We start from the raw sequence: 13,617 nt of genomic DNA on the forward strand, positions 1-13,617 counted from the left end.
ATGTCCAGGCCGCGGCCGCGTCGCTCGGCCCGCCACGCCGTCAGGACCGGCTCGACCAGCTCCCACCGGGCATCGGACAGATCGCTCGGGTAGCGACGACGTTCAGGCATGATGCTGATCTACCCGCCGACTCCGGGCGCGCGTGCCAGCGCTCGAAGCACACGGCGCACAATCCGCATCCCGGGATGAAACGGGAGGAGCGTGGACAAGACAATGGGCTCGCCGCACCCCCAGAATCGCCAGCCCCCTGTGCACCACCAGCCACACCGCACCAGGAGTGCATATCGCCAAGAATGGCGCCAGAAGTGACGTAAACGCCCTCTCAGCCGACCGGCGTCAGCCCCTTCTCACCTCGGCCGGGCGATGGCTGTAGTGCGGGGCCCTGCGTTCGAGCGTGACATGCGTCAGGTGAGGGTCGAGCAACGGAGATAGGTCACCGTCCGCGACGACCGTGCTCCCGCAGATGGTGACCTGACGCAGAGTGGGATGACCGGCCAGCGGGGCCAGGGAGTCGATCGGGCCGCAGTTCTCCAGGAGCAGGCTCCGCAACCTGGGCAGGCCAGAGGCGAAGTCCACGGTGGAGGTCTTCGCACCCACCAAGCGCACCTCGGTGAGCTGGTCGGCTTCACACAGACGGTCGGTGTCGGTGAGGACACCGTCCTCGATCCACAGCAGATCGAGGTCAGGTACGTGGCCGGCACCCGCCAGGGAGAGTCCGCGGCCTCTGACACAGGCGATCCGGAGGAACGTCAGGTTCGGCTTCGGGCCGATCTCGGCCAGCGCCAGATCCCGCCAGTGAACGACCGTCAGCTCGCGCAGCGAGGTCAGGGGGCGGAGCGTCTCGAATCCGGGCAGGACCGGAGTTTCGAGCTCCTCCAGGGCTGCCAGGCGGGAGAAGTCGAAGCCGCCCCGTCGCCCCTGCAGGGGAAGCCGCAGGAGTGTGAGTGAGGTGCAGTCGGCGATCGGTGCGAGCGCACCGGTCCCGTTCATCAGCCGCAGCCGCTTGAGTCCGGGCACCGTGGGCAGCCACGAGAGGTCGCCGTCCCCGATGACGATTCCGTCGCATTGGCCGGTGAGGAAGTACGCGGCGTACTCGGGTTGCCAAGGATGGTCACCCAGGTGCATCTCGCCGCTGCGGATGAGGATGCCTGGCGCCACCGGGACGACACGAGAGCCCATGCGGATCACACTCCGGGCAGCTGATGGCACGTGGTCGAGTCACTTGGCACGGCTGGATCGTGCCGGCGACCCGGCGAGGAAGCTCGGCGACATTCTGGCATCCCTGACCGTACGGCTTGCCGTGAAACGGGACGACGCCCGCACAGGGGCGGGCGTCGTCCGGGGGGGCGGTGATGGTGTGTCAGAGGCCCTGGGCCAGGCGGTGGTAGGCCTGGTTCCAGCGCAGTTCGCGGGTGAACTGACGGATCCGGGTGTCGGCGTCGATGATCGCGAGTTCCACGCCGAGCATCTCGGCGAGGTCGTCCAGTTCCTCGGCGCCGAGCGCGCGGGAGAGCACGGTGTGGTGGGGGCCGCCGGCGGTCAGCCACGCCTCGGTGGAGGTGCGCAGGTCGGGGCGGGGGCGCCAGACGGCGCGGGCGACGGGCAGGTGGGGCAGCGGCGCCGGCGGCTCGACCAGGTCGACCTCGTTGGCGACCAGGCGGAACCGGTCGCCCAGGTCGGCGAGGCCGATGACCACGGCCGGGCCGGGCTCGGCGTCGAAGACCAGGCGCACCGGGTCCTCGCGGCCGCCGATGGACAGCGGGTGGATCTCGCAGCTCGGCGTGGCGGCGGCGATCGACGGGCAGACCTCCAGCATGTGCGCGCCGAGGATCAACTCGTTGCCGGGCTGGAGGTGGTAGGTGTAGTCCTCCATGAAGGAGGTGCCCCCGGGCAGCCCGGTGGCCGCGACCTTGAGGGTGCGCAGCAGGACGGACGTCTTCCAGTCGCCCTCGCCGCCGAAGCCGTAGCCGTCGGCCATCAGCCGCTGTACGGCGAGGCCCGGGAGCTGGCGCAGCCCGCCGAGGTCCTCGAAGTTGGTGGTGAACGCCTTGAAGCCGCCGTCCTCGAGGAAGGCGCGCAGTCCGAGTTCGATCCGGGCGGCGTAGCGCAGCGAGTCGTGCTGCTCGGCGCCGGCCCACAGCTCGTGAGCGAGGCGGTAGGTGTCCTCGTACTCCTTGACCAGCGCGGTGACCTCGGTGTCGGTGGCCGAGTCCACGGCCTCGACGAGGTCGTTCACGCCGTAGGTGTTGACCGAGACGCCGAAGCGGAGCTGGGCCTCGACCTTGTCGCCCTCGGTGACGGCCACGTCGCGCATGTTGTCGCCGAACCGGGCGAGCTTCAGGGTGCGCAGTTCGGCGCGGCCGGCGGCGGCGCGTACCCAGGAGCCGATCCGGCGGGCCACGGTCGGGTCGCTGACGTGACCGGCGACGGTCTTGCGGGCGACGCCGAGCCTGGTCTGGATGTACCCGAACTCGCGGTCGCCGTGGGCGGCCTGGTTCAGGTTCATGAAGTCCATGTCGATGCTGTGCCAGGGCAGGTCGACGTCGGCCTGGGTGTGCAGGTGCAGCAGCGGCTTGCGCAGGGCGTCGAGGCCGGCGATCCACATCTTGGCCGGGGAGAAGGTGTGCATCCAGGCGATCAGCCCGATGCAGTCGTCCTCGGCGTTGGCTTCCAGGCACAGGCGGCGGATCGCGCTCGCGTCGGTGAGGACGGGCTTCCACACCACCTCGACGGGGACGGCGGGATCACCGTCCAGGGCGGCGGCGATCCGCTGCGACTGCTCGGCGACCTGACGCAGCGTCTCCTCGCCGTAGAGTCCCTGACTGCCCGTCAGGAACCAGACCTGGCGGGGCTGCAGCGGCTTGCTCATGGGGTGGCTCCTCACCGGGCAGCGGGCTGCTGGCCGTACACGTTCTGGTAGCGGAAGTTGAGGCGGTCGATGTCCGCCTGGGCGATCGGCAGTGGTTCGCCGAGCTGACGGGAGATGTGCACGGTGCGGGCCACGTCCTCGCACATCACCGCGGCCTTGACGGCGGCTTTCGCGTCCTTGCCGATGGTGAACACGCCGTGGCTCTTCATCAGGACCGCCGGCGAGCGGTGGCCCTGCAGGGTGTCCACGATGCCCCGGCCGATCGAGTCGTCGCCGATCAGCGCGAACGGTCCGACCGGGATCTCGGCGCCGAACTCGTCGGCCATCGCGGTCAGCACGCACGGCACCGGCTCGCCGCGGGCGGCCCAGGCGCTGGCGTAGGTGGAGTGGGTGTGCACCACCCCGCCGACCTCGGGCAGGTGCCGGTAGACGTAGGCGTGGGCGGCGGTGTCGGAGGACGGCGCGTGGTCGCCCTCGACGACGTTGCCGTCCAGGTCGCAGACGATCATGTTCTCGGGCGTCAGCGCGTCGTAGGAGACGCCGCTCGGCTTGATCACCAGCAGGTCCTCGCCGGGGACCCGGGCGGAGACGTTGCCCGCCGTCCAGACCACCAGCTGGTAACGGACCAGCTCCTGGTGCAAGTCGCTGACCTGACGGCGGACCAGGTCGATCGGGGAGGTCATGCTCAGTCCTCGCTGTCGTGGGTGAGAGCGGTGTTGCGCAGGCGGCGCAGGCGGTGCAGCAGCAGGTCCGGGCCGGTGCCGAAGTGCTCGTGCAGGGCCCGGTACTCGGCGAACAGCAGGTCGTAGGCGTCGGCGCGGTCCGGGTCGGGCAGGTAGGCGTGGCGCTGGACGCGGCCCATCGCGGCGGCCGCGGCCCGTACGTCGGGGTGGGCGCCGGCGGCGACGGCGGCGTGGATCGCCGAGCCGAGCGCCGGGCCCTGCTCGGACTCGGCCAGCGACACGGGCCGGCGCAGCACGTCCGCGTAGATCTGCATCAGCAGGGCGTTCTTCTTGAGCCCGCCGGTGACGATGAACTCCTCGACCGGGACGCCGCCCTGGTCCAGGGCCTCGACGATGACGCGGGTGCCGAACGCGGTGGCCTCCAGCAGGGCGCGGTACACGTCCTCGGGGCGGGTGGCCAGGGTGAGCCCGGCGATCACCCCGGACAGGTGGTGGTCGACCAGGGTGGAGCGGTTGCCGTTCATCCAGTCCAGCGCCACCAGCCCGTGCCCGCCGACCGGCTGCCCGGCGGCCTTGCGGGTGAGCAGCTGGTGCGCGTCCTCGCCGGTGGCCGCGGCCTCGGCCAGGTAGTCGGCCGGCAGGCCCTGGCGCAGCCACCAGGCGAAGATGTCGCCGACCGCGCTCTGCCCGGCCTCGTAGCCGTACGCGCCCTCGACGATGCCGCCCTCGACCACCCCGCAGATGCCCGGGACGTCCGCGAGGACGGCGCCGTTGACGACGTGGCAGGTCGAGGTGCCCATGATGGCGAGCAGCCGGCCGTTCTCGACGGCGCCGGCGGCCGGTGCGGCCACGTGCGCGTCGACGTTGCCCGCGGCGACCGCGATGCCCTCGGGCAGGCCGGTCCAGGCGGCGGCCTCGGCGGTGAGCGAGCCGACCCGGGAGCCGAGCGCGGCGAGCGGGTGCTCCAGACGGGTGCGGGCGAAGTCCGCGAAGTCCGGGTGCAGCGCGGCGAGGTAGTCCTCGCTCGGGTAGCCGCCGTCCTGGTGGATGCCCTTGTAGCCGGCGGTGCAGGCGTTGCGGCTCTCCACGCCGGTGAGCTGCCAGACGATCCAGTCGGCGGCCTCGATCCAGCGCTCGCAGGCGGCGTAGACCTGCGGGTCCTCCTCCAGCACCTGCAGCGCCTTGGCGTACTGCCACTCCGCGGAGATCTTCCCGCCGTAGCGGTGGATCCACTTCTCGCCGCGGGCGTGCGCCAGCGCGTTGATCCGGTCGGCCTGGTCCTGCGCGGCGTGGTGCTTCCACAACTTGGGCCAGGCGTGCGGGCGCTGCGCCCACTCGGCGGTCTCGGCCAGCGGAGTCCCGTCGGCCAGGGTGGGCAGCACGGTGCAGGCGGTGAAGTCGGTGGCGACGCCGATGACCCGGGCGGGGTCGACGCCGGAGGCGGCGAGCGCGGCGGGGACGGCGGTGCGCAGCACCTCGCGCCAGTCCTCCGGGTGCTGCAGCGCCCAGTCCGGCGGCAGCGCCCGACCGGTGCCGGGCAGTTCGCGTTCGAGCACGGCGTGCGGGTAGGCGTGCACCGCGGTGCCGAGCTCCTCGCCGTCGCGCACCCGCACCACCACGGCGCGTCCCGACAGCGTGCCGAAGTCGACGCCGACGACGTAGCTCTCCTCGTCCCGGACGGCCTGGATCACGGTCACTCTCTCATCCTTCGTACGGGAGGCCGACGTTGTTGGCGCCCGCCGCCGACCCGGAACCCATGCCCGGGCGGCGCCGGCGGCGGGCTGCCGCCCCGTAGCTCACCCTCAGAGCGCGGAGCGGCACCGCCGGTCCAGGGCAGTGCGAAGCGGGGATGAATCGCTGCCTGGTCGGCGGAGTTGGTGATGGCCTTGTGTCTGGCCTTGTGCCTGTTAACGCTCACGTAATTGTTAGCGCTCACAAGATGCCTGTCAAGGTTCCTCACCATCCCCAACTCGCCGGACTTGCCAACCACAGGCAGTCCCTCGGCCGCCGATCCCCGCCTCTCCCCCGTTCGACCGCTTCGACGCGGCTTCGACGACCGCGCGCCCCCTGACCACCCATCGACCGGCGCAGATGCGTAATGTGAGCGTGAACAAATGGCCCGGACCGCTAGGATGAGGGTTCACCAGTCGACGAGGGAGCTCCGCGTGGGATCAGAGGCCGTCGGGACGGAGCAGCGCCAACCGGTGATGGCGGACGTGGCCAAACTGGCCGGTGTCTCCCACCAGACGGTGTCGCGGGTCCTCAACGGTGCGCCGCACGTCCGCCCCGACACCCGGGAGCGGGTGCTCGCCGCCATCCGCGAGCTCGACTACCGGCCCAACTCCGCCGCCCGCGCCCTCGTCACCCGCCGCTCGCAGACCCTCGGTGTGGTCAGCTTCGACAGCACCCTCTACGGGCCGGCCTCCATGCTGGACGGCATCGAGCGGGCCGCCCGCAGCGCCGGGTACTTCGTCAGCGTGGCCAATCTGCGCTCCCTCGACAGCCGCTCCGTCCAGGAGGCCGTGGACCGCCTGCGCGACCAGGGCATCGAGGGCGTGGTGGTGATCGCCCCGCAGACCTCCGCCGTCAGCGCGGTCGCCCGGCTCTCCAGCGCCATCCCGATCGTCGCGGTCGGCTCCGGCACCCAGCCGCGGGTTCCGATGGTGTCGGTGGACAACTCCTCCGGCGCCCAGGCCGCCACCCGGCACCTCCTGGACCTCGGCCACCGCACCGTCCACCACCTGGCCGGCCCGCCCGGCTGGCAGGAGAGCCAGGACCGCCGGGACGGCTGGCGCCGGGTGCTGGAAGCCGCCGGCGCGCCGGTCCCGCCCGTCGAGAGCGGCGACTGGAGCGCCCGCTCCGGCTACGAGGCGGGGCTGCGGCTCGCCGAACAGGCCGAGGTCACCGCGGTGTTCTGCGCCAACGACCACATGGCCCTCGGCCTGCTGCGCGCCCTGCACGAGGCCGGCCGGTCCGTCCCCGGTGACATCAGCGTGGTCGGCTTCGACGACATCCCCGAGGCCGGCTACTTCACCCCGCCGCTCACCACCGTCCGCCAGGACTTCAGCGAGCTCGGCCGTCGCGCCCTCGAACTCCTCGTCGCCGAACTCGCCGGCGCCACCCACCCGCGCACCCACGTGCAGATCCCCCCCGAGATGGTGCTCCGCCGCAGCGTCGGCCCGGCCGCCCGCCGCTGACCCGCCCTCCGGGCGCGGGTCCCTGCACGGGTGCGACGACATGCGGTCGCCCACCCGGGCCCGGCTCGGCACGTCGGGCCCCTGACGATGAGGCGGATCCGACGATGGGGCGAATCGTGGTCGTGGGCGCCGCCGGCGCGGAGAACACCACCCTGGCACGGGAGTTGGCCGAACGTACCGGCGCGCCGCTGACCGACCTCGACCTGCTGTTCTGGGGGCCCGCATGGAGCCGCCGCCCGGCGGAGCGGTTCCGGGCCGAAGTCCGCCGCCTGGCCGCCGGCGAGCACTGGGTGGTTGCTGGGTTCGGCGTGGCGTGACCCCGCGCGGTTCCGGACCGCGGTGCCGGAGCTGCTGAGCCGACCCGCGCACTCCCGGGTCCGCTCGGTGCGGCTGCGATCGGCCGGGCAGGTCAGCGCCTGGCTCCACGCTCTGACCTGACGCGTCTTCGACGAGCCCGTACCCCGGTCGTCGGCGCGTCGCTGCGTCGGCGCGTCGCTGAGCGTGCGTCAGTACCGGTGTCCAAAGGTGGCTGGTCGGACCGGGACACGATCGGGTTGACTTGTCCGATGCCGCCGACTCCGCAGCAGTCACCCGCGAACCTCGTCGAAATCGTCAGGGACCTGTTGGACCGTCACCGCCAGGAACCCCGGGTGCGACCAACGGTCCTTCGGCTTCCCGAAGACACGGGTACGGACGAGTTGACCGGGCTGAGAACCGCGCTGGGGCAGTGGTCGGGCCGGCCTCGGAGCCTGGCCATGGACCGATCCGTGGACCCGACCGTGACCGAAGAGCTGGGTCTTGCACTGCTGGAGCCGTTCGGCGACGAGCTGGTTGAGCTGGCCGGCTGGGGATATCGAGCCCACTGGATCGGCCTGGGCCGGATCGCCCTCGGCGACGGCACCGGCAGCCGGCCGGTCGTGGTCGTCGCGGACCGCCCGGACCCCGCCTGGGCCGGACTCTCCGGAACGAGCACCCGGGTCGAGAGGCTGTGCGCGATCACCGGCTGGAAGCCGACGGAACGTCCCTCCGTCGACTGGCAGGCAGCAGAGGCCGCGCTGGGAACCGCCCTACCGCAGGAGTACAAGGAGGTCGTCGACGCGTTCGGCCCCGGCAGCTTCGACGGATACGTCGACCTTCTCACCCCGAACGGCAAGGGCCTGGACCTCATCAACTGGTCCAAGACGGCCCCCGCTGACCGGTTCGCCCCACTGCCGACGTTCCCGGCCCCGGACGGACTGCTCCAATGGGCCAGCTCCGAGCAGGAGCTCGAACTCGCCTGGCAGACCGGCGCAGCCGACCCGTCCGCCTGGCCCGTTCTCGTCCGACCGGACGTCACCGGCGAGTGGCGGCAGTTCGACTGCGGCGTAGCCGAGTTCCTCGCCCGACTGCTCACCGATGTCGGTCTCGGCTTCCCGCCGAGCTACCTCCTGAACGGACACTTCTTCGAAAGCTGGGACCACTGACCACGTCACTCGCCGGTTGCGGATCGGCGGGCCTGGTCGGCGGTAGGTGAACACGCGGAGGTCCGGTTCAGCACGACGATCAGCGCGGACCGCTGGTCGGGCATCAGCTCCAGCCGGGGTCCGCCATGCACCCCGGTGCTGCTGAGCTTGCCGTTTAACCTCTCGGCCGCCGGAAATCGAACGCCGTCGATCAACCGGATGTGGGGCGATCTCGGCATGCTGCTGGTTGCTGACGGGGTCACCCCGGTCCCGCGGATGATGCTGGTTGACGATCTTGAGACGGATAGCGGCGGCTTCTGTGAGCTGGACCGCCCGCTCTTGTCGGCAAATCAGGCGCAGGCGCCTACTCTCACTGCTGTGGGTGCGAGCCATCCACGATCTCGGGATTGATCGTGTCGAAATACACCCAGTCCGTCGCAGGAGCCAGATGGAACTTGCCCGGATAGTGGAAGTTTGTGATGTGGTTGTCGTAGCCGGCGCTACTCAGCCACTCGGCATTCTTGGGCAAGAACTCTGCCAGTTCCTCCGGCGGTTGGGCTGGAGCGGAATGCTCGAAGGCGTAGCCCGGCACGCTGACGATCGACTTGACCGTACCTGCGGGTAGGCGGGCGATGCCGACCACGCGGATCTGTGGATCCTGGTCCGGGATCAACTCGCGACCCGAGTCGTTCGGGTTGTAACCCAGCCAGTGAGGGTCGGACAACCGGCCGATCTCAAGGAACCGGCGCTGGAGTGGCTCAATGTCCGTGCGCACTCTCTTGCGTTCAGGGACGGCACCGTCAGCTGTAGCTGCGTACACGCCGGCACCGCCACCCAGGACGACGAGCCCACCGAGCAAGATCCACCTACGGCGGCATACCAATCTCAACGTCCCCATGTGCTTCACCCCCACGCGTACTTCGAGATCTCGATCCTAGCGAGCAGCGAGGAACTTGGTCTGTCCTGACCCCGCTGCCATGCTCGGCCGCTCGTCGGCGTCCGGCCGCAGCCAGTTGCTGACGTCCACAGCGAAGACGTGCCGGTCGTCTGCGGCCTTCGACTGAGGCAGCGCGGCCACCGGCCCGGCCGCACAGGGCAACGTGTCCGTGGGCTCGAACAGTTCGTCACGCCGCGCGGTCAGGCCACGTCCGGCGAACTCCCGGATGAGTGAAGTCGTTCGAGAGGCGAGCGTCAGCGTGGCACCATGGGCCGCGTGATGACGAACCGAAAGGTCCATGCCGCGTAGACGGCCGGCGGAGGTCCGGACCGGCCTCCCCGCGCACCGGACACAGGCTTCGAGGCCCGCGATCGACGGTGTCTCCTCGCGGGCACTCTCCGAGGTCACCCACCTCGAGCATACTCGGAAATACCTACGACCAGGGGATGTCACCACCGCTGTGCGCCTGTGGCGGAAGTACGTTCGCCGCTCCGAGCGGGAGCAATGGCACGACTACGAGTGGGGCGACCTGCACTGGTACTGCTGTGGCAACCCCTTGGAGGCTCGCGCCCTCCTCGACAGGGTGATGAACGCGATGTCCTCCCGGGGCGCCCGTGAACTCCGGAAGATCATCGACAGACTCGACGCCGCCTGCCGCATCCCCCTGCCTCCGCATGACGGCGAAGCAGGATGAAGCACGAGCTGAGCGTGCGTCACCTCGGCGAAGCAGCGCAGGGCCGCCAGCGCGAAGGGCGGTTCGCGGCGGCGGCCCTGCGGCCTTTGTGGTCGAGCGGGACGGTCGCGGTGGGGGGCGGCCGGCGCTTCGTGGTCAGTCGCGGCGAGCGGTGATCACCCGCTGCAGGACGATGAAGACGAACAGCAGTCCGCCGATCACGATCCTGGTCCACCAGGAGCTCAGGGTGCCCTGGAAGCTGATGATCGTCTGGATCAGGCCCAGCACCAGGACGCCGAGGACGGTGCCCAGCAGGTAGCCGGAGCCGCCGGTGAGCAGGGTGCCGCCGATCACCACGGCGGCGATCGCGTCGAGTTCGAGGCCGACGGCGTGCAGGCCGTAGCCGGAGAGCATGTAGAAGGTGAGCAGCACGCCGCCGAGGGCCGAGCAGAAGCCGCTGATCGCGTACACGGTGGTCTTGGTGCGGGCCACCGGGAGGCCCATCAGCAGGGCGGACTGCTCGCTGCCGCCGAGCGCGTACACGTTGCGGCCGAGCCGGGTGTGGTGCAGCACCACGAATCCGACCGCGACCACCAGCAGGGCGATGACCACGCTCGGGGAGATGAACAGGTCGCCGAGCGGGATCCGGGTCTGGGCCATGGCGGTGTACTGGGGGTCGGTGATGGAGATCGAGTCGATGCTGATGGTGTAGCAGAGGCCGCGGGCGAGGAACATGCCGGCCAGGGTGACGATGAACGGCTGGATCTCGAAGACGTGGATCACCCAGCCCATCACCCAGCCGCCGGCCGTGCCCATCAGCAGGACCAGCGGGATGACCAGCAGCGGCGGCCAGCCGTGCCGTTCCACCAGCCAGGCGGAGACCATCGTGGACAGCGCCACCACCGCGCCGACCGACAGGTCGATGCCGCCGGTGAGCACGACGAAGGTCATGCCGACCGCGACCACCAGCAGGAAGGCGTTGTCGATCAGCAGGTTGAGCAGCACCTGCCCGGAGAAGAAGCCGTCGTACTGGACCGAGCCGACGCTGAACATCGTCACCAGCAGCACGGAGGTGACCAGCAGCGGGATCTGCCCGCGCAGACGGGCCAGTTGGGCGTTGGCGTTCATGCGCCGACCTCCCGGTTGGTGGGGGCGGCGGGGCGCGGGCGGGCGGAGTGCCGGGCCCCGCCGCCGCGACGGGCGAGCTTGGCGCGGAAGTTGGGCGACTGGATCAGGCAGACCGCGATCACCACGAACGCCTTGAACACCAGGGTGGTCTCGGGCGGGATGCCGATGGTGTACACGGTGGTGGAGAGCGTCTGGATGATCAGTGCGCCGAGCACCGTGCCGCCGATCGAGAACCGGCCGCCGACCAGGGACGTTCCGCCGATCACCACGGCGAGGATGGCGTCGAGTTCGATCCACAGGCCGGCGTTGTTTCCGTCGGCGGCCGAGACGTTGGAGGACACCATCAGGCCGGCCACGGCCGCGCACAGCGCGCAGAACACGTACACCAGCGCCACCAGGCGCATCGCCCGGATGCCGACCAGCCGGCTGGCCACCGGGTTGCCGCCGACCGACTCCACCAGCAGGCCGAGCGCGGTCATCCGGGTGAGCAGCGCGGTGGCCAGCGCCACCAGTCCGCTGAGCAGGATCGCGAACGGCATGGACAGCCAGTAGCCGCCGCCGATCAGCTTGTACGGCGCGCTGTCGATGGTGATGATCTGGCCGTCGGTGATCAGCTGGGCGACGCCGCGGCCGGCCACCATCAGGATCAGCGTGGCGATGATCGGCTGGACGCCGACCTTGGCCACCAGCAGCCCGTTGGCCAGGCCGAGCACCAGCGCGGTGCCGAGTGCGATGCCGACGGCGCCGAGCACGGTGCCCGCGGCGGCCGGGTCGCTCGACTCGCTGATGTGCAGGCAGGCCAGTGCTCCGGCGATCGCCACGGTGGAGCCGACCGACAGGTCGATGCCGCCGGTCGCGATGACCAGGGTCATGCCGAGCGACACCAGGATCAGCGGGGCGCCGAAGTGCAGGATGTCGATCAGCGAGCCGTAGAGGTGGCCGTCCTTGAGGTGGACGGCGAAGAAGTCCGGGGTGAAGGCGAGGTTGGCGACCAGCAGCGCGGCCAGGACCGCGGCCGGCCAGAACAGCCGGTGCCGGGTCACCGCCTTCGCCGCTCCACCCGCCGTTGCCGTGCTCATTGGTCCGCTCCGCTCGCGATGGTCGCCAGGACGCGCTCGGGGGTGAGCTCGCCGTCGTTGTCCAGCTGGGCGACCATCCGGTGGTCGCGCAGCACGCCGATCCGGTGGCTGAGCCGCAGCACCTCCTCCAGTTCGGCGGAGATGAACAGGACGGCCATGCCGTCCTCGGCCAGCTTGGCCACCAGCTTCTGGATCTCGGCCTTGGCGCCGATGTCGATGCCGCGGGTGGGCTCGTCGAGGATCAGCAGCTTCGGGTCGGTGATCAGCCAGCGGGCCAGCAGGACCTTCTGCTGGTTGCCGCCGCTGAGGTTGCGCACCAGCGCCTCGGGGTTGCCCGGGCGGATGTCCAGGGCGCGGATCCACCGCAGCGTCAGTTCGTCCTGCAGGGTGCGCGACAGCGGGCGGGCCCAGCCGCGGGCCGCCTGCATGGCCAGCACGATGTTCTCCCGGACCGTCAACTCGCCGACCAGGCCCTCGGTCTTGCGGTTCTCCGAGCAGAACGCGATGCCGTGGGCGATGGCGTCGCGCGGGCTGCGCAGCGCCGTCGCCGCTCCGTCGATCCGCAGGGTTCCGCGGTCGCTCTGGTCGGCGCCGAACAGCAGTCGGGCCGCCTCGGTCCGGCCGGAGCCCAACAGCCCTGCCAGGCCGATCACTTCGCCGCGCCGGATGTCCAGGTCGTAGGGTTCGACGGCGCCCCGCCGGGCCAGCCCCTCGGCCTGCAGGAAGGTCCGGCCGGCGGCGGCGGTGCGCTCGTGCCGCTTGCCGCCCGCGAGTTGGTCGAGTCCGGCGAGTTCGGCGCCGATCATCCGGGAGACCAGCTCGACCTGGTCCAGCTCGCTGGTCAGGTACTCGCCCTCCAGCCGGCCGTTGCGCAGCACGGTCATCCGGTCGCAGATCTCGTAGATCTGGTCGAGGAAGTGCGAGACGAACAGGATCGCCACTCCCTGGTCGCGCAACCGGCGCATCACGGCGAAGAGTTGGCGCACCTCGTCGCGGTCCAGGCTGGAGGTCGGCTCGTCCAGGATGAGCACCTTGGCGGAGACGTCGACCGCCCGGACGATGGCCACCAGCTGCTGGACGGCGATGGAGTAGCTGTTCAGCGGGGCGCTGACGTCGATGTCCAGGTCCAGCGCGCGGACCAGTTCGGCCGAGCGGCGGCGGATCGCGGCCCAGTCGATCAGGCCGAAGCGGCGCGGTTCCCGGCCGATGAAGATGTTCTCCGCCACCGACAGGTTCGGGCAGAGGTTCACCTCCTGGTACACGGTGCTGATGCCGGCCTGTTGGGCCTGCAGCGGCCCGGCGATCCGCACCGTCTCCCCGGCCAGCACCACGTCACCGCCGTCCGACTGGTAGACACCGGTCAGCACCTTGATGAGGGTGGACTTGCCGGCGCCGTTCTCGCCCATCAGCGCGTGCACCTCGCCGGGGAAGAGCCGGAAGTCGACTCCGTCCAGCGCCACCACCCCGGGGAACTCCTTGCGGATCCCCCGGACTTCCAGGACCGGTTGCTCAGGCACCCCGGTTCTCCTCTCGTTTCTCCCGAACGCGGTCCGGCCACGGGTCGGCGGGCCGCTCGACGGGCGCTCCGCCGTACGGGGAGCGCTCCGCC

Annotated in this window: 12 protein-coding genes and 1 pseudogene; 3 read left to right on the forward strand and 10 right to left on the reverse strand. The window is 70.7% G+C overall.

What is annotated here, in order from left to right; translation table 11 throughout:
* From ACWD4U_RS31965 to ACWD4U_RS31985, 5 genes and pseudogenes are all read right to left on the reverse strand, one after another.
* Positions 1-110 (reverse strand): annotated as a pseudogene (locus ACWD4U_RS31965) (IS5 family transposase); the annotation flags it as partial.
* A 226-nt stretch (positions 111-336) separates the two neighbouring features.
* Entirely contained in the window at positions 337-1,179 is an 843-nt protein-coding gene (locus ACWD4U_RS31970; RefSeq protein WP_363460826.1) for a hypothetical protein, read from the reverse strand.
* Between the two features lie 181 nt (positions 1,180-1,360).
* Positions 1,361-2,869: an L-arabinose isomerase gene (gene araA / locus ACWD4U_RS31975; RefSeq protein WP_363460828.1), complete on the reverse strand. Its 1,509-nt coding sequence runs from the start codon at positions 2,867-2,869 to the stop codon at positions 1,361-1,363.
* 11 nt (positions 2,870-2,880) lie between these two features.
* Entirely contained in the window at positions 2,881-3,552 is a 672-nt protein-coding gene (locus tag ACWD4U_RS31980; RefSeq protein WP_363460830.1) for an L-ribulose-5-phosphate 4-epimerase, read from the reverse strand.
* A 2-nt stretch (positions 3,553-3,554) separates the two neighbouring features.
* Entirely contained in the window at positions 3,555-5,249 is a 1,695-nt protein-coding gene (locus ACWD4U_RS31985; protein WP_363460832.1) for a ribulokinase, read from the reverse strand.
* A 468-nt stretch (positions 5,250-5,717) separates the two neighbouring features.
* Between ACWD4U_RS31985 and ACWD4U_RS31990 the strand changes: the two genes are divergently transcribed.
* The 3 genes from ACWD4U_RS31990 (at position 5,718) to ACWD4U_RS32000 (ending at position 8,212) form a co-directional block, all read left to right on the forward strand.
* Positions 5,718-6,749: a LacI family DNA-binding transcriptional regulator gene (locus ACWD4U_RS31990; RefSeq protein ID WP_363460834.1), complete on the forward strand. Its 1,032-nt coding sequence runs from the start codon at positions 5,718-5,720 to the stop codon at positions 6,747-6,749.
* Positions 6,750-6,853: 104 nt separating this feature from the next.
* On the forward strand, positions 6,854-7,066 hold the full coding sequence (locus ACWD4U_RS31995) for a P-loop NTPase family protein (RefSeq protein WP_363460836.1): 213 nt from the start codon (positions 6,854-6,856) through the stop codon (positions 7,064-7,066).
* 438 nt (positions 7,067-7,504) lie between these two features.
* A complete protein-coding gene (locus ACWD4U_RS32000; RefSeq protein ID WP_363460838.1) occupies positions 7,505-8,212 on the forward strand; it encodes a hypothetical protein in 708 nt (235 codons plus the stop codon).
* A 349-nt stretch (positions 8,213-8,561) separates the two neighbouring features.
* Here ACWD4U_RS32000 and ACWD4U_RS32005 read toward each other — a convergent pair whose 3' ends face one another.
* The 5 genes from ACWD4U_RS32005 to ACWD4U_RS32025 all read right to left on the reverse strand — a co-directional run bounded on the left by ACWD4U_RS32005 (position 8,562) and on the right by ACWD4U_RS32025 (position 13,525).
* Positions 8,562-8,966, reverse strand: coding sequence for a hypothetical protein (locus ACWD4U_RS32005; protein ID WP_363460840.1), 405 nt, complete (start codon positions 8,964-8,966; stop codon positions 8,562-8,564).
* A gap of 159 nt (positions 8,967-9,125) precedes the next feature.
* A complete protein-coding gene (locus ACWD4U_RS32010) occupies positions 9,126-9,536 on the reverse strand; it encodes a hypothetical protein (RefSeq protein WP_449787370.1) in 411 nt (136 codons plus the stop codon).
* A gap of 421 nt (positions 9,537-9,957) precedes the next feature.
* A complete protein-coding gene (gene yjfF, locus ACWD4U_RS32015) occupies positions 9,958-10,929 on the reverse strand; it encodes a galactofuranose ABC transporter, permease protein YjfF (RefSeq protein ID WP_363460841.1) in 972 nt (323 codons plus the stop codon).
* Entirely contained in the window at positions 10,926-12,008 is a 1,083-nt protein-coding gene (locus ACWD4U_RS32020; RefSeq protein ID WP_363460843.1) for an ABC transporter permease, read from the reverse strand. The genes yjfF and ACWD4U_RS32020 overlap by 4 nt, the downstream gene beginning before the upstream one ends.
* Positions 12,005-13,525: a sugar ABC transporter ATP-binding protein gene (locus ACWD4U_RS32025; RefSeq protein ID WP_363460845.1), complete on the reverse strand. Its 1,521-nt coding sequence runs from the start codon at positions 13,523-13,525 to the stop codon at positions 12,005-12,007. The genes ACWD4U_RS32020 and ACWD4U_RS32025 overlap by 4 nt, the downstream gene beginning before the upstream one ends.
* Positions 13,526-13,617: the final 92 nt, after the last annotated feature.

Source organism: Kitasatospora sp. NPDC002522 (assembly GCF_053595195.1).